This is a genomic window from Pseudomonas sp. CCI3.1, assembly GCF_034313985.1.
Classification (GTDB): Bacteria; Pseudomonadota; Gammaproteobacteria; order Pseudomonadales; family Pseudomonadaceae; genus Aquipseudomonas; species Aquipseudomonas psychrophila.
The window spans coordinates 3,844,445-3,868,657 of the sequence record NZ_JAVIWO010000001.1; the positions used below are offsets into that span (position 1 = coordinate 3,844,445).

General features: G+C 57.9%; 22 protein-coding genes. 15 read left to right on the plus strand and 7 right to left on the minus strand.

The features are described from left to right. Positions 1 to 113: 113 nt before the first annotated feature. Positions 114 to 1,196, minus strand: coding sequence for an endonuclease/exonuclease/phosphatase family protein (locus RGV06_RS17640; RefSeq protein ID WP_019824132.1), 1,083 nt, complete (start codon positions 1,194 to 1,196; stop codon positions 114 to 116). A 90-nt stretch (positions 1,197 to 1,286) separates the two neighbouring features. Next, complete coding sequence (locus RGV06_RS17645; protein WP_019824131.1) at positions 1,287 to 1,946, minus strand: YciC family protein; 660 nt, start codon at positions 1,944 to 1,946, stop codon at positions 1,287 to 1,289. A gap of 193 nt (positions 1,947 to 2,139) precedes the next feature. On the opposite strand from RGV06_RS17645, the gene RGV06_RS17650 reads away from it, so the two are divergent. The 4 genes from RGV06_RS17650 to RGV06_RS17665 all read left to right on the plus strand — a co-directional run bounded on the left by RGV06_RS17650 (position 2,140) and on the right by RGV06_RS17665 (position 5,767). Then, positions 2,140 to 2,616 (plus strand): NYN domain-containing protein, encoded by a 477-nt coding sequence (locus tag RGV06_RS17650; protein ID WP_019824129.1) that lies wholly within the window; start codon positions 2,140 to 2,142, stop codon positions 2,614 to 2,616. 27 nt (positions 2,617 to 2,643) lie between these two features. Next, the gene (locus RGV06_RS17655; RefSeq protein ID WP_019824127.1) at positions 2,644 to 3,255 is read left to right on the plus strand and encodes a PolC-type DNA polymerase III; all 612 of its coding nucleotides are present in this window, start codon (positions 2,644 to 2,646) and stop codon (positions 3,253 to 3,255) included. 216 nt (positions 3,256 to 3,471) lie between these two features. Further along, the gene (yedA, locus tag RGV06_RS17660) at positions 3,472 to 4,362 is read left to right on the plus strand and encodes a drug/metabolite exporter YedA (RefSeq protein WP_046810562.1); all 891 of its coding nucleotides are present in this window, start codon (positions 3,472 to 3,474) and stop codon (positions 4,360 to 4,362) included. 67 nt (positions 4,363 to 4,429) lie between these two features. Then, positions 4,430 to 5,767: a DEAD/DEAH box helicase gene (locus RGV06_RS17665; RefSeq protein ID WP_019824121.1), complete on the plus strand. Its 1,338-nt coding sequence runs from the start codon at positions 4,430 to 4,432 to the stop codon at positions 5,765 to 5,767. Positions 5,768 to 5,865: 98 nt separating this feature from the next. On the opposite strand, the gene RGV06_RS17670 is transcribed toward RGV06_RS17665, so the two are convergent. Together RGV06_RS17670 and RGV06_RS17675 are read right to left on the minus strand one after the other, a co-directional pair. Beyond that, positions 5,866 to 7,107, minus strand: coding sequence for a TIGR03862 family flavoprotein (locus RGV06_RS17670; protein WP_019824120.1), 1,242 nt, complete (start codon positions 7,105 to 7,107; stop codon positions 5,866 to 5,868). A gap of 327 nt (positions 7,108 to 7,434) precedes the next feature. Continuing rightward, a complete protein-coding gene (locus tag RGV06_RS17675) occupies positions 7,435 to 8,355 on the minus strand; it encodes a histone deacetylase (RefSeq protein ID WP_019824116.1) in 921 nt (306 codons plus the stop codon). A gap of 91 nt (positions 8,356 to 8,446) precedes the next feature. Between RGV06_RS17675 and RGV06_RS17680 the strand changes: the two genes are divergently transcribed. The 3 genes from RGV06_RS17680 (at position 8,447) to RGV06_RS17690 (ending at position 10,560) form a co-directional block, all read left to right on the plus strand. Then, positions 8,447 to 9,016 carry a GNAT family N-acetyltransferase gene (locus RGV06_RS17680; RefSeq protein WP_019824114.1) on the plus strand — a complete coding sequence of 190 codons (570 nt, stop codon included), beginning with the start codon at positions 8,447 to 8,449 and terminating at the stop codon, positions 9,014 to 9,016. Positions 9,017 to 9,103: 87 nt separating this feature from the next. Continuing rightward, a complete protein-coding gene (gene tesB / locus RGV06_RS17685; RefSeq protein ID WP_019824113.1) occupies positions 9,104 to 9,973 on the plus strand; it encodes an acyl-CoA thioesterase II in 870 nt (289 codons plus the stop codon). Then, positions 9,970 to 10,560 carry an HAD family hydrolase gene (locus RGV06_RS17690; protein WP_019824111.1) on the plus strand — a complete coding sequence of 197 codons (591 nt, stop codon included), beginning with the start codon at positions 9,970 to 9,972 and terminating at the stop codon, positions 10,558 to 10,560. Before tesB ends, RGV06_RS17690 begins: the two co-directional genes overlap by 4 nt. Before the next feature lie 106 nt (positions 10,561 to 10,666). Here the strand turns inward: RGV06_RS17690 and RGV06_RS17695 are convergent, their stop codons facing one another. Further along, the gene (locus RGV06_RS17695; RefSeq protein ID WP_046810564.1) at positions 10,667 to 11,560 is read right to left on the minus strand and encodes a neutral zinc metallopeptidase; all 894 of its coding nucleotides are present in this window, start codon (positions 11,558 to 11,560) and stop codon (positions 10,667 to 10,669) included. A gap of 193 nt (positions 11,561 to 11,753) precedes the next feature. On the opposite strand from RGV06_RS17695, the gene pcaQ reads away from it, so the two are divergent. From pcaQ to pcaG, 3 genes are all read left to right on the plus strand, one after another. Continuing rightward, on the plus strand, positions 11,754 to 12,683 hold the full coding sequence (gene pcaQ / locus RGV06_RS17700; protein ID WP_198821299.1) for a pca operon transcription factor PcaQ: 930 nt from the start codon (positions 11,754 to 11,756) through the stop codon (positions 12,681 to 12,683). A 98-nt stretch (positions 12,684 to 12,781) separates the two neighbouring features. Beyond that, positions 12,782 to 13,501 (plus strand): protocatechuate 3,4-dioxygenase subunit beta, encoded by a 720-nt coding sequence (gene pcaH, locus RGV06_RS17705; protein WP_019824105.1) that lies wholly within the window; start codon positions 12,782 to 12,784, stop codon positions 13,499 to 13,501. An 11-nt stretch (positions 13,502 to 13,512) separates the two neighbouring features. Then, the gene (gene pcaG / locus RGV06_RS17710) at positions 13,513 to 14,118 is read left to right on the plus strand and encodes a protocatechuate 3,4-dioxygenase subunit alpha (RefSeq protein ID WP_019824104.1); all 606 of its coding nucleotides are present in this window, start codon (positions 13,513 to 13,515) and stop codon (positions 14,116 to 14,118) included. A 177-nt stretch (positions 14,119 to 14,295) separates the two neighbouring features. On the opposite strand, the gene RGV06_RS17715 is transcribed toward pcaG, so the two are convergent. Together RGV06_RS17715 and RGV06_RS17720 are read right to left on the minus strand one after the other, a co-directional pair. After that, a complete protein-coding gene (locus RGV06_RS17715; RefSeq protein WP_046810566.1) occupies positions 14,296 to 15,180 on the minus strand; it encodes a DMT family transporter in 885 nt (294 codons plus the stop codon). A gap of 23 nt (positions 15,181 to 15,203) precedes the next feature. Beyond that, positions 15,204 to 16,532 carry an MFS transporter gene (locus tag RGV06_RS17720; protein ID WP_019824099.1) on the minus strand — a complete coding sequence of 443 codons (1,329 nt, stop codon included), beginning with the start codon at positions 16,530 to 16,532 and terminating at the stop codon, positions 15,204 to 15,206. Between the two features lie 244 nt (positions 16,533 to 16,776). Between RGV06_RS17720 and quiC the strand changes: the two genes are divergently transcribed. The 5 genes from quiC to RGV06_RS17745 all read left to right on the plus strand — a co-directional run bounded on the left by quiC (position 16,777) and on the right by RGV06_RS17745 (position 24,129). After that, complete coding sequence (quiC, locus tag RGV06_RS17725; RefSeq protein ID WP_046810567.1) at positions 16,777 to 18,687, plus strand: 3-dehydroshikimate dehydratase QuiC; 1,911 nt, start codon at positions 16,777 to 16,779, stop codon at positions 18,685 to 18,687. Positions 18,688 to 18,754: 67 nt separating this feature from the next. Beyond that, entirely contained in the window at positions 18,755 to 19,432 is a 678-nt protein-coding gene (locus RGV06_RS17730) for a TetR/AcrR family transcriptional regulator (RefSeq protein ID WP_046810568.1), read from the plus strand. A gap of 102 nt (positions 19,433 to 19,534) precedes the next feature. Then, a complete protein-coding gene (locus RGV06_RS17735; RefSeq protein ID WP_046810569.1) occupies positions 19,535 to 20,041 on the plus strand; it encodes an RNA polymerase sigma factor in 507 nt (168 codons plus the stop codon). Positions 20,042 to 20,127: 86 nt separating this feature from the next. After that, positions 20,128 to 21,129, plus strand: coding sequence for a FecR family protein (locus tag RGV06_RS17740; RefSeq protein WP_173667414.1), 1,002 nt, complete (start codon positions 20,128 to 20,130; stop codon positions 21,127 to 21,129). A gap of 219 nt (positions 21,130 to 21,348) precedes the next feature. Beyond that, complete coding sequence (locus RGV06_RS17745; protein WP_322150708.1) at positions 21,349 to 24,129, plus strand: TonB-dependent receptor; 2,781 nt, start codon at positions 21,349 to 21,351, stop codon at positions 24,127 to 24,129. Positions 24,130 to 24,213 lie beyond the last annotated feature (84 nt).

Genomic DNA, 24,213 nt, shown 5'->3' on the forward strand with positions numbered 1-24,213 from the left:
CTCCACAGGCGGGACAACCGTTGATTGCCTGTAGTTATACGTCATCGTACAACTACAGGCAAAGCAATCATCACTTCATTGTTTTTGGCAGGCAGCGGCGAGGGCGATCTGACTCAGTCCGGGGGCAACAAAAACCGCCCCAGTACCGGCAGATGATCCGAGATGGTGAGGGTGTCTTCCTGGCGCACATAGCCTTCAATGCGCTGCAGTTTTGGGCTGTGGAAGAGGTAATCGAGAGTGCGGTCGGGTTCTTCGGCACGGGGATCGTTGGGGAAGTGGGTCAGCCACAGCTCCCGGTCGATGCCGGTGGCTTCAGGGTTGCTGGGGATCATGGGGTACTTTTCCCACAGCACGTGCAACTCGCTGTCCGCTGAGTAGCCCAGCCGCAAAGGGGCGGGCAAACGCAAGAACTGGCCAATGGGCAGCAGGTTGAAATCCCCGCCGATCAGCCAGGGCGTGCCCTGGCTTTCGAGCTTGTCGACCAGCGTGGCGACGGTTTGCATCTGCTCGCGCAGGTTGCTGTTGTTTTGCGAGGGGGCGTCCAGTTGAGTGTTGATCGCGGCCAGTTGCCCACCGTCGTTGAGCGGCAGGTAATTGACCAGTAATGCAGGTTTGGGCTGGAACTGGCGACTGATGAAGTTGGCCTCGGCCACTGGTAATTGCAAGCGTTCGGCGTGCTCGATCTGGTAGCGGCTGAGGGTGACCAGCGTGCGCCCGACGCTGCCGAAAATGTGCCAGTCGGGTACAAAATCGGCCTTCCAGGTAAACGCCTGGGTGCTGCAGGGGTAAATGTCGATCAGACGTTCCTGCAGCAGGGCCAGTTGATCCTGATAACCACTGGCCTTGGCGTTGTCGTCGACCTCTTGCAGCAACACCAGGTCCGGGCGTTCGTCACGGATGACCCGCGACACTTCATCAAGGCTGAAGGCCATGTCGTCACGGGTAGGGCGGGTATCGGGGCCGTTGCCATCGGCCAGGTTGTACCAGAACACGTAGCGCTTGCCCGCCAGGTACTGGATGTTCCACGTCATGACCTTGAGTGCCTGGCCGGGCACCAATACGGGAGCCGTGATCGGGCAACTGAAGGTCAGCACCTCTCTGGGGGCGGGGCGCCATGTAACGCTATAAATCAGGCATGCCAGAAGCGTTGAGATCAGCAGCAAACCAAATACGGTGCGGCGCAAGAAACGTGGCATGGGCTCGGCTTATGACGTTACAAGGAGTGACCGAACATACCTGACGGTTGTGCGGCATTCCAAGGTTCTTCACGTAGGGATTAGCTGTTTCTATCTGTCGGACGGTTCGCTAATTAGCATAAATAAACGGAACAGAACGACGGAGACAAACAACTGCAGGAAGCTGTTGAGGCTATCGAGTACCAGCGAAAGCAGCGTGTTGTCGTCCTTGGGAAACATCGAATAACTGAGCTCCTTGAGCAGCATCAGCGGCCCCAACACGGCCAGTATGCAAACGAAAATCCGCCAGAAATGGCCACGGCTCAGATTGAAGCTCGCTTTCATTGCAGCCAGTGGGGCATCACCGCGCAATACCAGCCGGTACTCGGCAAATGCCAGCACGACGGTCAGGAAAATGCCTGGAATAAAAAACATCGACAGCCCCAGCACGATCAGCAACGTACTGATTGCCGAGAGCAAGGCAAACTTGGGCCACAGATTAATGGCCAACGCCAGCAGGTCGCGATTGCGAGGGTTTTCGCCCCGACTGCGGGCATCGAGAAACAGGATCAGGGCGCCGGTGTACAGCGGATAGAGCAGCAGCCCGACAATCAGGCTGTAGCCGGGCGACGGATCCGGGCCCACGGCGTTGTCAACGATGTGCTGCAACACGGCTTCAAGGATGACCAGCGGCAAGCACAGCATCACGATCTGGCTCAGATTGCGCTGGAAGAAGTACAGGGAGTCGCGAATAACGGTCAGCGGATTCATTGGCAGTTGTCAGCAGTCAAAAGCGGTGCGCCACTTTAACCGATGAGGGGTCGATATGAGCAAATGTTAACGCGGCTGAAAGTCAGCGGTTCACGCCGGGCGGTTTATCCGCGCAAACCCTTGGCAGGCTGGCATACTGCACCCCTTGTTTTCAGTCGCGTGCCCGCTTGCCCGGGCGTCATGAGGTTTGCCGGTGAAAAAAATTGCGGTCTTCGCGGATGTGCAGAACCTCTATTACACGGTCCGCCAGGCCTATGGCTGCCATTTCAATTATGCGGCCCTGTGGGCAGATATCAGCAAGCGCGGTGAAATCGTCGAGGCCTATGCCTATGCGATCGACCGGGGTGACAGCAAGCAGCAGCAGTTTCAGCAGATCCTGCGCAACCTCGGTTTCACGGTAAAACTCAAACCCTACATTCAGCGCAGTGACGGCTCGGCCAAGGGCGACTGGGACGTCGGTATCACCATCGACATCATGGACGTTGCCGCCCATGTGGATGAAGTGGTGCTGGCTTCAGGGGACGGCGATTTCGATCTGCTGCTCGAGCGCATTGCCAGCAAGCACGGCGTTGAAACCGTGGCCTATGGCGTGCCCGGCCTGACTGCCAACTCATTGATTCGCGCTGCCAGCCGCTACGTGCCGATTGAAGGCAATTTGCTGCTTAAGTAACCCCCACTCTTACAGGATTTATCAGGTTTGGAACGCATCGCGGTTATTGACTTTGAAACCACCGGCCTCTCCCCGAGCAGCAGTTGCCGGGCCACCGAAATTGCAGTGGTGATTCTTGAGGGCGGTCGCATCGTGGAGCGTTACCAAAGCCTGATGAACGCGGGCGTACGCGTACCTGGGTTTATCGAACAGTTGACCGGCATCAGTAACGCCATGCTGCGCACTGCGCCGTCGGCCGAACAGGTGATGAACGAGGTTAACGAGTTCGTTGGCATCACACCGTTGCTGGCGCATAACGCGGCCTTTGACCAAAAATTCTGGGACTTTGAAATGGGCCGCATCAAGCGCACCCGTTTGCAGAATTTCGCCTGTTCCTTGTTGCTGGCGCGACGCCTGATGCCGGCGGCCCCCAACCACAAGCTGGGAACGCTGACCACCTTTGCCGACTTGCCCCATACCGGCCAGGCTCACCGGGCCATGGCCGATGCTGAAATGGCGGCCAACCTGACGGCCTATCTGGCCGAGCAACTGCGCCACAAGCATGGGTTGAAAGAGCTCAATCACGACCTGCTGTGTGGTTTGCAAAAAGTCCCGGCCGCGAAGGTCAATGAGCATCTGAAGCGCTATCGCGGGTTTTAAACGGTGGGAGCGGGCTTGCTCGCGATGGCATCGCCACGGGGTGTCAGTTTGATCGCGTTGCCAGCCTCGCAGGCAAGCCAATCGCCCACGGGTTTTGTGTTGCTCCCTCAGGCAGGTATAAAAGTGTACGGCCCCTTTTGGTGCGTTCTGTTACTTATGGTTTCGTCCCTCCTTCACTAAACTCTCCAGTCCCCTGCCTCTGCCCTTGAGCTAGCCATGCCTGCCGCACGTCGTTTTCCGCTACAACTGATCGGTGCCTTTTTTGCCTTGTACGTGATTTGGGGCTCGACCTACCTGGCCATTCGCATTGGCATTGAGTCCTGGCCACCTTTGATGATGGCCGGGGTGCGGTTTCTGATAGCGGGCAGTTTGATGTACGGCTTCATGCGCTGGCGGGGTGCGCCTGCGCCCACTGCCATTCAGTGGCGTTCGGCAGCCATGATCGGCTTTCTGTTGCTGGCCTGCGGCAATGGTGGGGTGACCCTGGCCGAGCACTCGGGTGTGGCGTCTGGCGTTGCCGCGCTGGCCGTGGCCACCGTGCCGTTGTTTACCTTGCTGTTCGGCTACTTCTGGGGCGCACGCAACACTCGCCTGGAATGGGCGGGCATTGCCCTGGGGTTGGTCGGTATCGGCATGCTCAACCTGGGGTCCAACCTGCAAGCCAGCCCGATGGGCGCGGCCATGGTCATTTTTGCCGCCGCTGCCTGGGCATTTGGTTCGGTCTGGAGCCGGCACCTGCCGCTGCCCCCAGGGCCAATGGCCAGTGCTGCTGAAATGCTCACTGCGGGGGCCGTGTTGCTGGCGGGCAGCCTGCTCAGTGGCGAACGCATGACAGAAATGCCGACTGCTGCAGGCTGGGGCGCCTTGCTGTATCTGGTGTTCTTTGGCTCGATCATCGCCTTCAGCGCCTACATGTATCTGCTCAAAAACGTGCGCCCCGCGGCTGCCACCAGCTATGCCTATGTCAACCCGGCCGTGGCGGTGATGCTGGGGATCGCCTTTGCGGGTGAGACCATTGGTTTTGAAGAGTGCCTGGCCATGGCCGTCATCATCAGCGCCGTGGTGTTGATCGGTTTGCCGCAGTGGCGCAAGCAGAAACCCGTGTGAATTAGGGTAAACTGCGCGCAATTGCAACTTATGCACCCCTGCGCAGACCTTTTTCGACGGTATCCCCATGACATTCGCCACCCTTGGCCTGATCGAACCCTTGCTGCGCGCCCTTGAGACGCTCGGCTACAAGACCCCAACCCCGGTTCAGGCCCAAGCGATCCCCGCAGTACTGGCTGGCCGCGACCTGATGGCTGCCGCCCAGACAGGCACCGGCAAAACCGGCGGTTTCGCCCTGCCGTTGTTGCAGTCGCTGACCATGGAAGGCCCGAAAGTCGCCAGCAACTCGGTGCGCGCACTGGTGCTGGTGCCGACCCGTGAACTGGCCGAACAGGTTCACGAGAGCATTCGTCAGTACGCCGAGCACCTGCCGTTGAGCACCTATGCGGTGTACGGTGGCGTCAGCATCAACCCGCAAATGATGAAAATGCGCAAAGGCGTCGATGTCCTGGTCGCAACGCCTGGGCGTTTGCTCGATCTGTATCGTCAGAAGGCGATCAAGTTCAATCAACTGCAAACCCTGATCCTCGACGAAGCGGATCGCATGCTCGATCTCGGCTTCTCCGAAGAGCTGCGCGACATTTACCGTGCATTGCCGAAAAAGCGCCAGACCCTGCTGTTCTCGGCCACCTTTTCTGACGCGATTCGCCTGTTGGCCGAGCAGATGCTCGACAACCCGCTGACCATTGAAGTTAGCCCGCGCAACGTGGCCGCCAGCAGCGTCAAGCAGTGGGTCATCCCGGTCGACAAAAAGCGCAAGGCAGAGCTGTTCTTGCACTTGCTGCGCACCCAGCACTGGAAGCAGGTGCTGGTGTTCGCCAAAACCCGCAATGGCGTGGATGAATTGGTCGGCAAGCTGCAAGGTCTGGGGATCAACGCTGACGGCATTCATGGCGACAAGCCACAAGCCACGCGTCAACGGGCGCTGGATCGCTTCAAGGCCAGTGAAGTACAAATCCTGGTGGCAACTGACGTCGCCGCGCGCGGTCTGGACATTGAAGACCTGCCGCTGGTGGTCAACTTCGACTTGCCGATCGTGGCCGAAGACTACATTCACCGCATTGGCCGTACCGGTCGTGCCGGTCAGAAGGGCGAAGCCATTTCGCTGGTCTGTGCTGACGAAGTGAACATGCTGTCGGCAATCGAGATGCTGACCCGTCAGACCTTGAAGCGCCACGAAGAGCAAGACTTCGAACCGGAGCACCGCGTGCCCGAGACGGATGCTTCTGGCCAGGTGGTCAAAAAGCCGAAGAAGCCGAAAAAGCCGAAAACCTCAGGCGGTGGGGGCAAGCGCAACCTGGGCAAATGGGTTGATAGCGGCGAAGCGGCACCGGCCGAGCCATCGGTCAAGCCTGTGCGTAAAGTACCTGTGTTCAACACCGGTCCTCGCAAGCGCAAGCCTTAAGGTCGACCCCGTCACTGGGGAACTTCAACTGTGGGAGCGAGCCTGCTCGCGAATAGCCTTCGCCAGCAGGCTCGCTCCCACAGGGGGCCTGACCAGGATTAGTGCTGCGCTTTAAACCAGCTCAAAACCCCCAACCCTGCGGCACGGCCACTGGCAAAACAGCCTGTGAGCAAGTAGCCGCCGGTTGGGGCTTCCCAATCGAGCATTTCGCCAGCGCAGAACACCCCCGGCAATGCTTTGAGCATCAGGTTTTCATCCACAGCCTCAAAGCACACCCCCCCTGCGCTGCTGATGGCTTCGTCCAGCGGGCGGGCTTTAATCAGTTCCAGAGGCAGCGCCTTGATCGCTTTGGCCAATTGCGTCGGGTCGTTGAAATACTCGGCGGGGGTCAACTCGCGCAATAGCGCCGCTTTTACACCGTCGAGCCCCAACTGACTGTGCAAGTGCTTGCTCATCGAGCGCGAGCCGCGGGGTTTGGCCAGTGCGGCCTGGATTTTATCCACAGGCTTGCCCGGCAGCAGGTCGATCAGAATCGTCGCTTTGCCCTGTTGATTAATCGCCTCGCGAATCGGCGCTGACCAGGCGTAAATCAAACTCCCTTCAATCCCGCTGGCAGTGATCACGCATTCGCCCAAACGCGGCGTGCTGTGCTGCAGTGCAATGGCGATGTTTTTCAGCGGGGCACCAGCGAACTTGCTGCGCAGCAACTCACTCCAGCCCGCTACATCAAACCCGCAATTGCTCGGCTGCAGCGGCGCCAGTTCGACGCCGCGCTCGGCCAGCAAGGGCATCCATGCACCGTCCGACCCCAGTCGGGCCCAACTGCCGCCGCCCAATGCCAGTAACACCGCATCAGGCTCTAAGCGCTTTTCGCCTTCGGGGCTGTCGATGCGTAATTGGCCATCGGCTTGCCAGCCCAGCCAGCGATGGCGGGTGTGGATAATTACGCCAGACTCGCGCAGACGCTTGAGCCAGGCGCGCAGCAGTGGCGCGGCTTTCATATCGGTGGGGAACACCCGGCCTGAGCTGCCGACAAAGGTTTCGATACCCAGTTCATGAATCCACTGGCACAAGGCATCGGCATCGAAGGCCCGCAGCAGCGGGGCGATGTGCGGCGCACGCTCGGCGTAGCGGGACAGGAACGCCGGGTAGGCTTCGGAATGGGTGATGTTCATGCCGCCGACCCCGGCCAGCAAAAACTTGCGGCCCACCGACGGCATGCCGTCGTACAGATCGACTCGCACGCCTGCCTGGCTCAACACTTCGGCAGCCATCAAACCGGCCGGACCCCCGCCAATAATGGCGACGTGATGGAGAGGGGAGGCAATGGAATCAGTCATGGCAGGGCTGCAAATCGGCGAAATAGGCCGGGCATTCTACCTTAGGGGTGGGTAGATCACCCGTAGCAGCTGCCGAAGGCTGCGTCCGGCTGCGCAGCAGTCGTAAAATCATGGCTCGCGTAATGTCAGATACAAAGCATGCTCAGGTTTTACGACCGCTTCGCGCTCGAACGCAGCCTTCGTTCCTCGGCAACTGCTACAGGGGTGCTGATAACTGTACGAAAAACATACAGCACCCTGAGAGCTATGAACCCCGTGGCCTGTAGGGGGTTCCACTCAGGTTATCCACAGGCAGTTCCACAGGCATTGTGGGTAAAAAATCACAGCTTAGTGACACCCCGATGACAGCCAGACCTTTTGCGCAGTGTGATGCAAGATCCCGTGCCGACGCGCCAGTGCCTTGCGGTCTTTGCTGTAACCGCCGCCGATCACGCCGACCACCGGAATATCGCGGCCCAGGCAGTGGCGCATAACGCTCTCGTCGCGGGCGGCAACCCCTTCATCGGTGAGTTTCAAATAGCCCAGGGCATCGTCTTTATGCACGTCCACGCCAGCGTCGTAGAGCACCAGGTCCGGTTGATACAAGGGCAGCAGGTAATTAAGCGCCTCGTCGACCACTTGCAAGTACTCGGTATCACCCATCCCCATCGGCAGGCCGATGTCCCAGTCACTTTGAGCCTTGCGCGCCGGAAAATTCTTTTCGCAGTGCAAGGAGACGGTAATGGCGTCCGGGGTATGTTCAAGGATCCGCGCAGTGCCATCGCCCTGATGCACGTCACAGTCAAAAATCAGCACCCGGTTGACCCGGCCGCTTTCCAGCATATAGCGGCTGATAATGGCCAGATCATTGAAGATGCAAAAGCCTGCCGGGTGATCGTAGTGCGCGTGATGGGTCCCTCCCGCCAGATGGCAGGCCAGCCCGTGTTCCAGCGCCTGCTCGGCGGCCAGCAGCGAGCCGCCCACCGCACGAATGGTGCGTCGCGCCAACGCCTCGCTCCAGGGCAAACCCAGGCGGCGCTGATCTTCGCGGGCCAGTTCGCCCGCCATGTAGCGCTCGATATAGGCACGGTCATGGGCCAGCGCAAGGATATCCACAGGGCACAGCTCGGGCCGCAGCAGGGCCGCATCCTGGGTCAACCCGGACTCGACCAGGTGATCGCGCAACAGGCGGAACTTGTCCATGGGGAATCGATGATCCGCCGGGAACTGCGGGCTGTAGTCATCGTGGTAAATCAGCGGCACAGGCATAGGGATTTTCGCGTCGTAACGAGCGCTGGATATTAACAGCGCTGTACACTGCGGACATATGTAAAGCCCGGTAACAAATCGGAGAGAACGGATGGAGCAGATCAAAGAGCTCGAAAGTGCCCGTTTGCACTTGCGCCCCTGGCGTGACACAGACTTGCCCGAGTTCGCTGCCATGTGCGCTGATCACCAGGTGATGCGTTATTTTCCGAACCCCTTGAGCCGCCTCGAAAGCGCAGCGCTGATTGGTCGCATTCGCGGCCACTTTGCCGAATACGGCTACGGGCTGTGGGCGCTGGAGCGCAAGGACACAGGTGCCTTCATCGGTTTTACCGGGCTGATGAATGTCACGTTTGACGCCTCGTTTACCCCGGCTGTCGAAATTGGCTGGCGACTGGCGCCCGAGCATTGGGGCCTGGGATACGCCAGTGAAGCGGCATGGGCGGCATTGCGCTGTGCCTTCGATCGGTTGGCGCTGGATCAAGTGGTGTCGTTTACCAGCCAGGTCAACCTGCCATCTCAAAAAGTGATGCAGGCCATCGGCATGCAACACGACCCTGGCAGTGACTTTGAGCACCCCCGGCTGCTTGAAGGCCATTCGCTAAGGCCCCACGTGCTGTACCGCATTACGCGGGCACAGTGGTTGGAAACCCTGCACGGTTAAGCAGGATTAGTAGAGCGGCGAAAGCCGGAATTTTTGACCTGCGTAACGAAGATTACGACGGTATTGCTTTGTGTGAGGAGAATCTGAATGAGCCAAGTGTTGGATGATCTGGTCAATTTGCTGACCCTGGAACCGATCGAGGAGAACCTCTTTCGCGGCAGCAGTCAGGACTTGGGCTTTCGCCAGTTGTTCGGTGGTCAGGTACTCGGTCAATCCCTGTCTGCCATGAGTCAGACGGTCGAAGACGCCCGCCACGTGCACTCGATGCATGGCTACTTTTTGCGCCCTGGCGACGCAAGCTTGCCCGTGGTGTATCAGGTTGACCGGGTGCGTGACGGCGGCAGCTTCAGTACGCGCCGGGTGACCGCCATTCAAAAGGGCCAACCGATCTTTACCAGCAGCGCTTCGTTTCAATACGACGAGGGTGGTTTTGAACATCAGATCCCTATGCCTGATGTTGTAGGACCTGAGAACCTGCCCTCGGAGCTCGACATGATTCGCCAGCGCGCGGACCTGATTCCAGAGTCGATGCGTGAAAAGCTGCTGTGTGCCAAGCCCATCGAGTTTCGTCCGGTGGTGGGTGAAGACCCGTTTAACCCCAAGATCAGCGACCCGATCAAGTACGTGTGGTTTCGTGCCGACGGCACATTGCCCGACACGCCTGCGCTGCACAAATACCTGTTGGCTTACGCCTCTGACTTTGGCTTGCTGACCACCTCCTTGCTGCCCCACGGCAAAGGGGTGTGGCAAAAGGATATGCAGGTCGCCAGCCTCGATCACGCGTTATGGTTTCACGCTGACCTGCGTGCCGATGACTGGTTGCTTTATGCCATGGACAGCCCATGGGCAGGCAATTCCCGCGGCTTCTCTCGCGGCAGCGTCTACAACCGCGCAGGCCAGTTGGTCGCGTCGGTCACGCAGGAAGGTTTGATCCGCCATCGCAAGGACTGGGCATGACACTCAAGGACGTTAAACACTGGGTTTTCGATATGGATGGCACCCTGACTGTCGCGGTGCATGACTTTGCCGTGATACGCCGCGAGTTGGAGATCCCGGAGGGTGAAGACATCCTGACCCATCTCAACGGTTTGCCCGCCGAGATTGCGGCGGCCAAGCACGCCTGGCTGCTGGAGCACGAGCGCGAATTGGCGCTGGCCTCAACCCCTGCGCCGGGCGCGGTCGAGCTGGTGCGCGATCTGGCCGCTCAGGGTTGTCGTCTGGGCGTATTGACCCGCAACGCTCAGGAGCTGGCGCATATCACACTCAAGGCCATCGGCCTGGACCAGTGCTTTGCGCCACAGGATGTACTGGGCCGTGACAACGCCGCGCACAAGCCGGACCCCGATGGCCTGCTGCAACTGGCGCGGGCGTGGGGCGTGCCTGCGGCGAAGATGGTGATGGTGGGGGATTATCACTTTGACCTGGCCTGTGGCCGCGCTGCCGGCAGCAAAACCGTACTGGTCAACGTGCCCGAAAACCCGTGGCCAGAACTCACCGATTGGCACGCCAAAGACTGTTTCGAGCTGCGCCAGTTGCTCGACTGACAGGACTCTGTGGGAGCGGGCTTGCCCGCGATGCAGGCGGCGGGGTTTGTCTGATGCATGCCGCTGATGCCATCGCGGGCAAGCCCGGCTCCCACAGGGTTGCTCGCTAAAGCCGTGCTGCCGAGAAGGTATCGCACTGATTGATATTGCCTTGCGCAAAACCGGTCTTGAACCACTTTACCCGTTGCGCCGACGTGCCGTGGGTAAAGGAGTCGGGCACCACGCGGCCTTGGCTTTGTTGCTGCAAACGATCATCGCCAATGGCGTTTGCGGCATTCAGGGCCTCATCAATGTCCCCTGGCTCCAGCCAGTCCAAGCGTTTTTGCGCATGGTTGGCCCAAACCCCTGCCAGACAGTCCGCTTGCAGCTCCTGACGCACCAATAAGCCGCCATCACCCTCCATGCGTTTGCCCTGCTGGCGAGCCATCTGCATTTTGGACGAGACGCCCAGCAGGGTCTGCACGTGATGGCCCACCTCGTGAGCGATCACATAAGCCTGGGCAAAGTCGCCAGCGGCCTTGAAGCGCTGGGCCATTTCCTGGAAGAAACTCATGTCCAGATAGACTTTCTGGTCTGCCGGGCAATAAAACGGCCCGCTGGCCGCGGTTGCAAAGCCGCAGGCCGAATTGACCTGGCCGCGAAACAGCACCAGGGTCGGGTCTTTGTACGTGCGTCCGGCTTGCTGAAAAATCTGACGCCATGTGTCTTCCGTATCGCCCAGCACTGCGCGGACAAAATCGGCCTGTTCATCATTGGCCGCAGGTGCACGCCCTGCCTGCTGAGTGACTTGGGGCGAGGACTGCCCGGTGAACTCGCCGCTTAACTGGTCGAGCATCTGCAGCGGGTCCTGCCCGGTTAACAAGCCGAAGCCGACAATCAACACCACGGCCATCAGGCTCAGCCCCTTGCCGCCGCCAATCCGCATCCTGCCACCACCACTGGTGCCTTGATCGCGTACGTCTTCGACGTTATCGCTACGTCGGCCTTTTTTCCAAAGCATGGGGACAATCCTCTGATGAATCGTAGTTACAAGTGTTGCTGCTGAGTCGGGGCTGCGCCAGACCGGCTGTCAGACGGTTATGGAGAGCGTTGTATCCCGTTAAAAAGACCTGAACGCCTTAATTCAGTTCCGGGCCTTGGGCTGAAGTGGTTGAATACGGCTTGCCGATCCCCGCCCCGGAGTTGTTAGCCCTGTGAACATTGATACCCGCATCAAGTACCGCCACCTTGTGTGCTTTATGGAAATGGCACGCCAAGGCAGTTTGGCGCGGGCGGCGGATGTGCTGGCGGTGAGTCAGCCAGCCATGTCCAAAACCCTCAAGGAGCTGGAGGAATTGCTGACGGTCAGCCTGTTTGTTCGCAGTAAAAGCGGGGTTACTCTGACCGAAGCCGGGGTGGCGTTCCTGCGGTATGCAACCCCTTCGGTGCAGGCTTTGCGTGAAGGCGTCAATGCCTTGCGCGGTGGTGAATACGTGGGCGGCACGGTGCGGCTTGGGGTGTTGTCGACGGTTGAAAGCCTGCTGATACCCGAACTGGTGCAGCGCCTGCACGCACGGCATTCATCACTGGTAGTGAGCGTCGTGACCGGGCCTAGCGCCTACCTGTTATCCCAGTTACGAGTAGGGGATGTCGATCTGGTCGTAGGGCGCATGACCGACAGCCCGGAAATTCAGGGTATGAATTTTGAGCATCTTTACAGCGAGTCCATGACCCTGGTGGCCCGCGCAGGCCATCCCCTGACACAAGGTCCGCTGGATCGTAGCCTGCTCGAAAATTACCCGCTGGTGTTGCCGCTGGCCAACACCACCATTCGCGCCTTTGCCGACAGCCTGTTCGTACAGTGCGGTATCAACCAGTCCCGTCAGCGTCTGGAAACCCTGTCGATTACCCTGAGCCGGCGTTATGTTTTGCGCAACGATGCGCTCTGGATTGCGCCTCTGGATGCCGTGCGCCTGGATCTGGCCAGTGGCCAATTGCAAGAAATCGATCTGGGCCAGCGCGAACCTGGCGGCTCGATCGGTATTTGCAGCAATGCCCACGTACCGATGTCGGTGGCGGCACAGGGGTGTGTCGAAGTCTTGCGCGAATTAGGTCAGGCTTACGGTGATGGTATTTATCCATAACCATTTGGTTATGGATGGAGCTGGCCTTTTCAGTAGTCCTGATTCGCCTGTTGTTTGAAACTGGTGCCCAGCCTTTATAAAAACAACAGGAGATCGACATGTCTGATGCAGACAGCCGGCGCTTTATCATCCGTGACCGCAACTGGCACCCCAAAGCCTTGACCCCCGATTACAAAACGTCCATTGCCCGCTCCCCGCGTCAGGCGCTGGTGAGCATCCCACAATCGGTCAGTGAAACCAGTGGTCCTGACTTTTCCCACCTGAAATTCGGTAAGTTCGACAACGACCTGCTGCTCAATTTCAACAACGGTGGTTTGCCTATCGGTGAGCGGATCATCCTCGCGGGTCGGGTGCGCGATCAGTACGGCAAGCCGATTCCTCACACCCTGGTTGAAATCTGGCAAGCCAACGCAGGCGGCCGCTATCGCCACAAGAACGACCGCTACCTGGCGCCGCTGGACCCCAATTTTGGCGGCGTGGGCCGCACCCTGACGGACAGCGAAGGCTATTACAGTTTCCGCACAGTTAAACCAGGCCCCTACCCTTGGCGTAACGGGCCAAACGACTGGCGCCCGGCGCATATTCACGTTTCTATCAGCGGCCCCTCGATTGCCACGCGGCTGATTACCCAGCTGTATTTTGAAGGTGATCCGATGATCCCGATGTGCCCGATCGTCAAATCGATTACCAACCCGGATGCCGTGCAAAGCCTGATAGCACGACTGGACATGGGCGCGGCCAATCCGATGGATTGTCTTGCGTATCGTTTTGACATCGTGCTGCGCGGTCAGCGCAAGACTCACTTCGAAAACTGCTGAGGAACCCCGTCATGCCTATCGAACTGCTTCCGGAAACCCCATCGCAAACCGCTGGCCCCTACGTGCATATAGGCTTGGCCCTGGCGGCGGCCGGCAACCCGTCGCGACCTGAAGAAATCTGGAGCGAGATGGCCAAGCCTGACGCTGCGGGCGAACCTATTGTGCTGTTTGGCAACGTCTACGACGGCAATGGCCACTTGGTGCGCGACTCCTTCCTGGAGCTGTGGCAAGCCAACCATGAAGGGGTCTACGACGAGGATTTTGATTCAGAAAAAGCCTTCAACAGTTTCGGCCGTACCGCGACCACCTTCGATGCGGGTGAATGGACGCTTAGCACCATCAAACCGGGTGTGGTCAATAACGCTGGCGGTGTGCCAATGGCGCCGCACATCAACGTGTCGCTCTTTGCCCGTGGCATCAATATCCACTTGCAAACGCGCCTGTATTTCAGCGACGAGCCAGAGGCGAACGCCAAGTGCCCGGTGCTCAACCTGATTGAGCAACCACAACGCCGCGAAACCTTGATCGCCCAGCGCTGCGAAGTGAATGGCAAAACGGCCTACAAGTTTGATATCCGAATCCAGGGCGAAGGGGAGACGGTGTTCTTCGACTTTTAAAAATGCGTGGTGTTAACGCAAAACCCGTAGCAGCTGCCGAGGAACGACGGCTGCGTTCGATTGCGCAGCGATCGTAAAAACCTGAGCTCGCGGTACTTCTGAAAAATCGCGTGCTCAGGTTTTACGACGACTTCGTCCTCGAACGCAGCCTTCGTTCCTCGGCAGCTGCTACGTGACTTATGTGCGGCCGCGCCGCTGCTGCCACGCCGCCGCCAGCCCGCTGATGCAGATAATCGCAATGCCGATGCGGCTGGTCAGGTCAGGCGTGTGGTCAAAAAGCAACCACCCCAACACCCCTGAAAACACAATCTGGCAGTAGCTGAACGGTGCCAGCAAGGCCGGTGCTGCCACACGAAACGATTGGGTCAGCAGCAAATGCGCTGTCATCCCCAGCGAGCCCAATGCCAGCATTTGCAGGCCGTGGGTCAGTGTCGGTGTTTGCCAGAAAAACGGCACCAGCGCACTCATCACCAGCACATTGAAGAGCCCGGCAAAAAAGTTGCTGGTAGTGGGGCTGTCGTACGCGCTGAGTTTGCGCGTGAGGATTTGATAGCAGCTAAAACACAACGCTGCTGCCATCGGCAACAACACCGCCGGCGTGAACAGTTCGCCCCCCGGGTGAATGATGATCACCACACCGATAAACCCACACACCACGGCCATCCATTGCCCGCGAGTCACCGTTTCGCCCAGTAAGGGCCCGGACAATGCGGCGACCAGCAGCGGTGCCAGAAAGTTGACCGCCGTATTTTCCGCCAGTGGGATAAACAGCAACCCATAGGTGAAAAAAAGGCCCGAGCCCAGTAGGCAAATAGCCCGCAAAACCTGAAGCAAGGGCCGCTTGCTTCGCAATACACGCAGCCCTGATTGCGGCAGAAAGATCCCTGCCATCAGCACGGTGTGCACCAGATAACGTGCCCACACCACCATCACCACCGGGTAAATACCACTGAGGTACTTGGACAGTGCATCGTGACTGGAGAACAGCGCAGTGGCCGTCACTATCAGCAGGATGCCCTTCAAAGGGTGGTTCACCCCTGAAAGGGGTGTGGGTAATGTCATCGAATACCTCGTTGTTCTATGCGCTAAACCTGTGGGATTTTTCGCGGCGCCATGAAGTACATCCACACTAACGCAATGAAGTACATCGCTGGAATCATGGTGAACAGCAAGGTGTAATTATTGTTCGTGACGGTCAGCACATAGCCCACAAACTGGGTCATGAACATCCCGCCAATGGCTGCGCACATGCCACCAAAACCGAACACAGTACCCATCATGTGTTTGGGCGTGTAGTCCATCACCATGCTCCACACGTTGGCGGTCCAGGCCTGATGCGCACCCAGTGCTAGGGCGATGGCTCCCACCGCGACCCACAGTTGGCTGGAGCCCGCAGCCATTACCACACCGATGATGCTGATTGCGCACAACAGCATCGACACCAGTCGCGCCTTCACTGCCGCCATGCCGCGCTTGATCATCATCGAAGACAGAATCCCGCCGCCGACGCTGCCGAAATCGGCAGTGATATAGATGATGATCAGCGGTATACCCATCTGGGTCACGCTGATGCCCAGGTTGTATTGCTGGTTCAGGAACGGCGGTAACCAATACAAGTAGAACCAGAACACCGGTGCCGTCATGGCGTAGGACAACGCGAAGGCCCACGTTCCGCGCATCTTGAGGATGGTGCCGAACGAAACGGTGGTTTGCTCAGGCTCTTTTTCTTGCTGGATATAAGCCAGTTCTTCTTTGCTAACGGTTGGATGATCTTCCGGGTTGTAGTACTTCAAACCCCAGAAAATCAGCCAAATCCCCCCCAATGCCGCCATGCACAAAAAGGCGGCTTGCCAGCCCCACACATGCAGCACCAATGGCAGCAACATCGGAGTGAACATGGCGCCGACGTTGGTACCGGCGTTAAAAATTCCGCTGGCCACAGCCCGCTCGCTGGCCGGGAACCACAGGCGCGTGGTTTTTACGCAGGCCGGGTAGTTGGCGGCTTCGGTCAGGCCGAGAATGAAGCGGCAAATCATGAAACCTGCCGCCGAAGTGGCGAGGCCATGGGCACCGGTTGCCAGGCTCCAGAGCAAGACGGCGCAGAAGAACACGCGCTTGACCCCAACCCGGTCAATCAAGCGGCCTTGCAGGACGAAGCCAATGGCGTAGCCCACTTGAAACCAGAAGTTGATGTTGGCGTAGTCCATCGCCGTCCAACTCATCTCTTTGGCCAGGATCGGTTGCATGACGCCCAGGGCTGCGCGGTCGATAAAATTCAGTGTGGTGGCGAAAAACACCAGTGCGAGCATGCCCCAACGGGTTCTGCCAGTCGCCAGGGTGCCGCGAATCTTGTCACCGATTCCTGCGTTTGGAGCGTGAGCAGAGGTAGTGCGTGCAGTCGGAGAAGGGACCATGGATGTTTACCCGTTTCTTGGAATTTTTATGTGGTGTTGCACAACAGTTGATGCAAGAAGTACGGGTTCGATGGTGGCGAGTGGACAAAAAATCGTCAATTCAAGATAGGCCATAATGTTCGATAATCGCACGCAAAACTAACCGGTTGGTACAGATTGGTTGCTCAATAATAGGGCGCCCTTAATAATCAAGCCATCAACAAATGCCGTCGCCTGCAGTCTGCACCAATCCTGGGAGTTTTAAATGAAGCGTTCGATCGCCACTGTTTCCTTGAGCGGCACCCTGCCAGAGAAGCTGGACGCCATTGCGGCGGCGGGTTTTGACGGGGTCGAGATCTTTGAAAACGACCTGCTCTATTACGACGGCAGCCCTCGTGAAGTGCGCCAGATGTGTGCAGACCTGGGGTTGGCCATTAGCCTGTTTCAGCCGTTTCGTGATTTTGAAGGTTGCCGCCGCGATCGCCTCGCCCGCAACCTTGATCGCGCCGAGCGCAAGTTTGACTTGATGCAGGAGCTGGGCACCGACCTGGTGCTGGTGTGCAGTAATGCCGCGCCAGACTCGGTGGGTGACCGGCAAATTTTGCTGGATGATTTGAGCCTGCTTGCCGAACGTGCGGGTGCGCGCAACGTGCGCATTGGTTACGAGGCGCTGGCGTGGGGGCGTCACGTTAATACCTGGCAACAGGTCTGGGACTTGGTGCGCCAGATCGACCACCCCAATCTTGGCGTGTTGCTCGACAGCTTCCACACCCTGTCGCTCAAGGGTGATCCAAGCGCCATTGCGCAGATTCCCGGCGATAAGATCTTCTTTGTACAAATGGCTGATGCACCGATTCTGGCAATGGATGTTCTGGAATGGAGCCGTCATTTCCGATGTTTCCCAGGGCAGGGCGAGTTCGATCTGCCGGGCTTTTTGGCGCCGATCATACAAAGTGGCTACACAGGGCCTCTGTCGCTGGAAATATTCAATGACGGTTTTCGGGCTGCGCCGCCGCGGGCCAATGCGGCCGATGGCTTGCGTTCGTTGTTGTACCTCGAGGAAAAGACCCGCGAACGGCTTGTGCAGCAAGCGGCCCCGGCCGCGACGCTTGAACCCTTGTTTGCACCGCCTCAAGCCAGTCAGTACGACGGCATCGAGTTCCTGGAATTTGCCGTGGATGAAAGTCAGGGCGCGCAACTCACTCACTGGCTCGAACGCCTGGGGTTCAGCAAGGCCGGGCAGCACCGTTCAAAAAACGTGAGCTTGCTGCGCCAGGGCGACATCAACCTGATCCTCAACGCTGAACCCTATTCGTTCGCCCATAACTTTTTTGAGGCCCACGGCCCATCGTTGTGCGCCACTGCACTGCGTGTGCAGGACAGCACCAGCGCTCTGGCCCGTGCCGTGGCCTATAAAGGCCAGCCCTATCGCGGGCTGGTCGGCCCCAATGAGCTGGAGCTGGCGGCGGTGCGCGCACCGGATGGCAGCCTGATTTATCTGGTGGACCAAGACGCTGCGGGCAAGCCGCTGTATGAGTCGGACTTCACCCTCACGCCCACCCCGTCAGCCCAGGGCGGGCTCAAGCGCATTGACCATATGGCCATGGCATTGCCAGCTGATAGCCTCGACAGCTGGGTACTGTTCTATAAAAGCCTGCTGGATTTCGAGGCGGATGATGAAGTGGTGCTGCCAGACCCTTATGGCTTGGTAAAAAGCCGAGCGTTGCGTAGCCGATGCAGCTCGATTCGTTTGCCGTTGAATATTTCCGAAAATAGAAACACTGCCATCTCACACGCCTTGTCGAGTTATCGGGGTTCAGGTGTACATCACATTGCTTTCGAGTGTGACGATCTGTTTGCTGAAGTCAGCCGTGCCAAGGCTGCGGGCGTGCCGCTGCTGGATATCCCGCTCAACTACTACGACGACCTGGCGGCGCGGTTTGATTTTGATGATGAGTTCTTGAGCGAGCTGGCCTATTTCAACGTGCTGTACGACCGGGATGCGCAGGGCGGCGAGCTGTTTCACGTGTATACCGAAGCGTTTGAAGGGCGTTTTTTCTTCGAGCTTTTACAGCGCAAAAATGGCTATGCCGGCTATGGCGCTGCAAACGTAGCCGTACGGTTGGCTGCCATGGCCAAGTCGCGCAGTGGCGCGGTGCGTCAGGCAAAGCTGTAGGGCGACTTCCTTCATAGAGCAGGGCGCCCCATAATCGCGGGCATTCCAACATGGCCGTGAACCTTACATGACCGACATTCCAGAGCTCGACACCGGCGCCACGGCACCGGTCGTCGAACCGCGTAAAAGCCGTAAGAACAACCCCGAAAAGACGCGGGAAAATATCCTGCAAGAAGCGATTGTCGAGTTCGTGGAGCAAGGGTTGTCGGGAGCACGGGTGGACGCTATTGCAGAGCGCACCAAGACCTCCAAACGGATGATCTATTACTACTTCACCAGCAAGGAGCAGCTCTACGTTGAGGTGCTGGAGAAGCTGTACGGCGAAATCCGCAGCATCGAAGGTCGTTTGAACCTGGATCAGCTTGAGCCGGTCGAGGCCATTCGGCGGCTGGTGGAGTTCACGTTCGATCACCACGATATGAACGCGGACTTTGTGCGCATTGTCAGCATCGAAAATATTCACAAGGGTGAGTACATCAAGCGTTCGGAAGGCATCAAAGCCATGAACGACACGATTGTGCATGCGCTGGAAAACATCCTGCGGCGCGGCGTTGAACAAAAGGTATTCCGTGCGGGGCTAAACCCGCTGGATGTCCATTTACTGGTCAGTTCATTCTGTTTTTATCGAGTGTCGAACCGGTACACACTGGGTGAGATTTTCCAGGTCGACTTTTCCGATCTGCAGGTCAAGCAGCGTCAGCGCGACATGATGTGTGACGCGGTGTTGCGTTATTTACAGGCATGACCGGGCGCCACATTTCTGGAAATGAAATCCAATACCAATTGAAAATCATTCTCGACAAAAAGTAAGATAGCCGCCCCTTTCCTTCATGCTCAGGGAGTCGGTTTGTCGGATATGGATCTCAAAGGCTTGTTCCTCAAGCATGCCGGTACCCTGCGCGGGTATCTGGCGCGCAAGGTGCGAGACCCTCAGCTGGCCGCAGACCTGGTACAGGAAAGTTTTCTGCGCATGGCCGAGCGTGGGCGCAAGGAGCACATCGACAACACCCCCGGCTATCTGTATCGCATCGCGGGCAACCTGTTGGTCGATCACATTCGCCAGGAAACCCGACGCAAGACCGACTCGGTTGCCCACGAAGCACTGGCCGAAATCGAAGATGAACTGGCAGGGCTGGAGGCCCAGGCGATGGCTGAACAACAGCGCATGGCTCTAAAGCAGGCATTGTCCGAGTTGCCCGAAAGGACTCAGGAAATCTTCCGTCTCAACCGCATCGAGGGCATGACCCATGCTCAAGTTGCGCGCCATCTTGAAATTTCTGACAGCTCAGTGCAAAAGCATCTGTCAAAAGCCTTGGCCTACGTCATGCAGCGCCTACAAGAGCCTGAGAAATAACATTCAAATATGTAGATGAATGGCTTACTGAGTTTTAGCCGGCGAGACGTCACTGCTTATATATAACGAGAAATAGAGATTCACACCTGATGAGCCAAGGCCCCGAACAGCAGATCATTACTGAAGCGGCCGCCGAGTGGGCGGTGCGTCTGCACGCGGGTGCGTTGAGTGAAGACGCCCGGGCGCAACTGGACCTGTGGCTGGCAGCCGATGAGCGCCATGCCCCGGCGTTGCGTTTTGCCGAGCAGACTTGGGCGGCGCTGGGAGCGTTGGCGCTGGAGCCAAGGCCCGTAACGCATCGCCAGCCTGCGGCCGCTATACGCCCTGTTCCGATGACTCGACGCCGGCGCCCGATACGTTGGGCCGGGCGCGCGGCGGTGCTGTCGCTGGTGCTGGCCGTCGGCTGGATCAGCGGCCCGACCCTGCTGCTTCAAATGCAGGCGGACTACCGCACGGGTGCAGGCGAAATCCGCACCGTTCAACTCGCCGATGGCAGCTCGGTCGAGCTGGACGCATCCAGTGCAATCAGCATCGACTACGACACCCGCGAGCGGCGGATCAGATTGCTTTCGGGGTCGGCCGTGTTTGACGTGTCGCCCATGGGCGAAGCCGAAACCCGGCCTTTTGTGGTGCAGAGTGCGGGTGGGCGAACCCGGGCGCTGGGCACGCAATTTGTGGTTGGTCGGGAAAGCAGCGACCAGGCATGGGTCGGGGTGTTGCAGCACAGCGTTGCGGTCAGCCTGTTGACTCCACCGGTTCAGGGCGCGGCGCAGCAAACCCTGGAAGAAGGCCAAAGCGCCCGCTACAGCGCACAGGAGGGTGTACAAAAACTGCCCGGTTTCGACCTCAACGCGGCCACCAGTTGGCGCCGTGGTGTACTGGTCTTTGACCGTCAACCGCTTGCCCACGTGATCGAACAGCTCAACCGCTATCGCCCCGGCCAGATTGTATTGGCCAATCCTGCCCTGGCCAGTCGACAGGTCAGCGGTGTATTCCGCCTCGAAATGCTCGACAGCGCACTGCACACCCTCACCCAGGAGCTGCATGTGCAACGTGTCGAACTGGCGGGCGTGAGCCTGGTGTATTGAGCCACCACCCATCCTGTGGGAGCTGCCTTGCCGACGACGCAGGCGGCGCGGTGTGTCAGGCAGATTGCAGTGCGGCTATCGCGAGCAAGCCCGCTCCCACAGGGCCCTCCAGCGCTTTTTGAAAATTAATCGCAAAAACCTTTACTGACTTCACCCCGATGTTACGTCTTGCTATTGAGATTCATTCGCAAAGCAGCTCGTAGCCTGGGGAAAATAAAAATGATGGGTAGTCAGCGCAAAGGGGTGCAGTCCGCAAGCCGGTTAGCCTTTGCTGTTCATGTCGCACTGTTTGCGTCGCTGGCGGTGCAAGCGCCGGTACAGGCCGCTGAAAAAGTCAGCAGCGCCGTGCAACAAGAATTTATCGCCTTCCATATTCCGGCCCAGCCGCTGGACAAGGCCGTGCTGATTTTTGCCGAACAGGCTGGCCTGCAAGTGCTGTTCGACAGCCAGATGCTGCAAGGCCTGAAATCCTTAGCGCTCAATGGCGACTTCGGCGTACAGGAAGGTCTGGCCCGTTTGCTGGGTGGCAATCCGGTGGAGTACCGCTTTACCGGCGAACGCCAGGTCACCCTGACCCGCGTCAGCGGCGAACACAATGGCGCACTGGCATTGGGCACTACTTCGGTGACGGCCAGCGAAGGCAGTAGTGGGGATTGGGTGTATCAGACCCCATCCTCCGTCGCTGTCATCACCCGCGAGCAAATCAACAAGCGTGCCCCGCGTCACGCAGCCGACATGCTTGAAGAAACCGCGGGCGTGTACACCGCCGTCAATCAGCGTGACCAGGGCCTGTCGGTCAACATCCGCGGTATTCAGGACTATGGCCGGGTCAACATGAACGTTGATGGCATGCGCCAGAATTTCAACGTCAACGGTCACCAGCAACGCAATGGCGTGATGTTGATCGACCCGGAAATGGTCTCCAGCGTTGAAATCGACAAAGGCGCCCAGTCCGGCATGGGCGGTGCGGGCGTATTGGGGGGTATTGCCAGCTTTAACACCCTGCAAGCCAGCGAGTTCCTGGAAGACGGCAAAGAGTACGGCGGGCGCATCCGGGCCGGCAGCGGTATCGGTAAATTGGGTAACGGCACCTATTTCAATGGTGGTGGCGTCTTCGCATTTGGCAATGATCTTGGCGATGTTTTGGTTGCTTATAGCGAGCGCCATTTTGGTGACTACCGTACCGGTCGGCAAAACGCCGATAACCTGGGCGTAAATATTCGCAACAAGAACAAATATCGCGAAGCCTGGACAGACTGGCTGACCAGTGAAGTAGGCGATACCGGCAGCGTGACCCGTTCGCAGATGGTCAAGTTCGGGCTGAACCTGCCCAACGACCAACGAGCGCAGTTCACTTACCTGGAAACCGACAGCGATAGCGCTGACGCATGGACCAACCTCAATGCGACGCAGGATGGTTATGACTATGTGCGTACCGGTAAAAGCGATATCAATACCGGCAACCTGGCGCTGGATTACAGCTACAACCCGGATAACGAGCTGATCGACTTCAAAAGTAAACTTTATTACGTCAATACGCAGCTTGATCGGCGTAATGCCCCCCACAAAGCGTCGGCTAATAGTGGTAATGCATTTGATGGTTACGAAGATGAGTTTCGCACCAGCACATGGGGTTTTCAGGTAGAAAACACGTCCCGGTTTGACTTCAACAACTACGGGCAACTGAGCTGGAACTATGGTCTGGAAAGCTATCAGGACATCTTGAAATCCAAGAACAATCTGGTGCCGGCCGAGAACGAGAATGATCTGCCCTGGGTCGAGGGAGCAGACCCGGAAGGCAAACGCACCATGGCCAGCCTGTTCAATAACCTGCATTACCAGTACAGCTATTGGCTGGCGCTGGATGCCGGGTTGCGTTATGACCGCTATCGCCTGGAAGGCAAAACGGGCATGAGTTTATGGCAAGCGCAGGTCACTCCAGGGGAGAATGGTGGCGAGGTGATGACCTCGGGGACTACTGTAAGAAATGTTTATTTCTATGATTCAGATCGTGAAGAAGGCAAGTTTTCACCGACGTTTGGTATAGGGATAAAGCCCGGAGTTGACTGGTTGCAGTTCTATGGGCGATGGGGCCAAGGCTGGCGCCCGCCGGCGGTGACTGAGGTGTTTATGACCGGGCGGCCCCATGGGGGGAATGCGCCGGAGCGGGTTTACCCCAATCCATACCTGAAAGCTGAGGAAAACCGGGAATGGGAGTTCGGTTTAAATATCTTTAAAGAATCCCTGTTCTTTAATAATGACCGGCTTGGAGTAAAAGTTGCTTACTTTGATAATAACATCAAGAACTTCTCATTTTTACACTATGGTGTCTCTCTTCCAGGGTCGGCGGATGTCGTCGGGTCGGGTCGCTCTGCGTATGTGAATAACCAGGCGGAGACCCGGTTTCGCGGCGTTGAATATCAGTTGAATTACGATATGGGACGGTTGTATACCAACCTGAGTTACACGCACATGATTGGCAGTAATGAATTTTGCTCAAGTGGGTACTATATGGGCGGCGCCAAGAAAAGGGGCGAGCTTATTAAGATAATCAGGACGCCCTACACCCGGCCTAATGGCAAGATTGGCTACATTAATACTAGAGTCACTGAATGGCTCGATGACCCGGACAGAAACAACAAAATCGATTGCGGATCTACTATGGGTAATGCGGCATATATGCCCGCAGATCGAGGGTCTCTAACAGTGGGGGCTCGTTTCCTTGAGCGGCGCCTGGACACGGGGATACGCTTTCGCTACAGCCCTGGTAATGGCGCGGGTCTGAATGAATGGAGTTACTCCGGTATAGAGCAAGCACACTGGCCTAAATACAGCGTGTACGACCTGTATGCAAGTTACTGGCCGACGGACACGTTGAATATTACCTTATCATTAGAGAACGCTACCGACGAAGCCTACTTTGTGGCCATGGGTGATGCCAATAACTTGAGCATGGCGCGCGGTCGGACATTGAGTGGCATGCTCGAATATAAATTCTAAATAACGGCCTGTTTGCTTCGTTATATAAAAGATTGCTCGTTGTGAGCAAAGGCGTGCATCGCTGTGCGCCACTTCACTGAAACT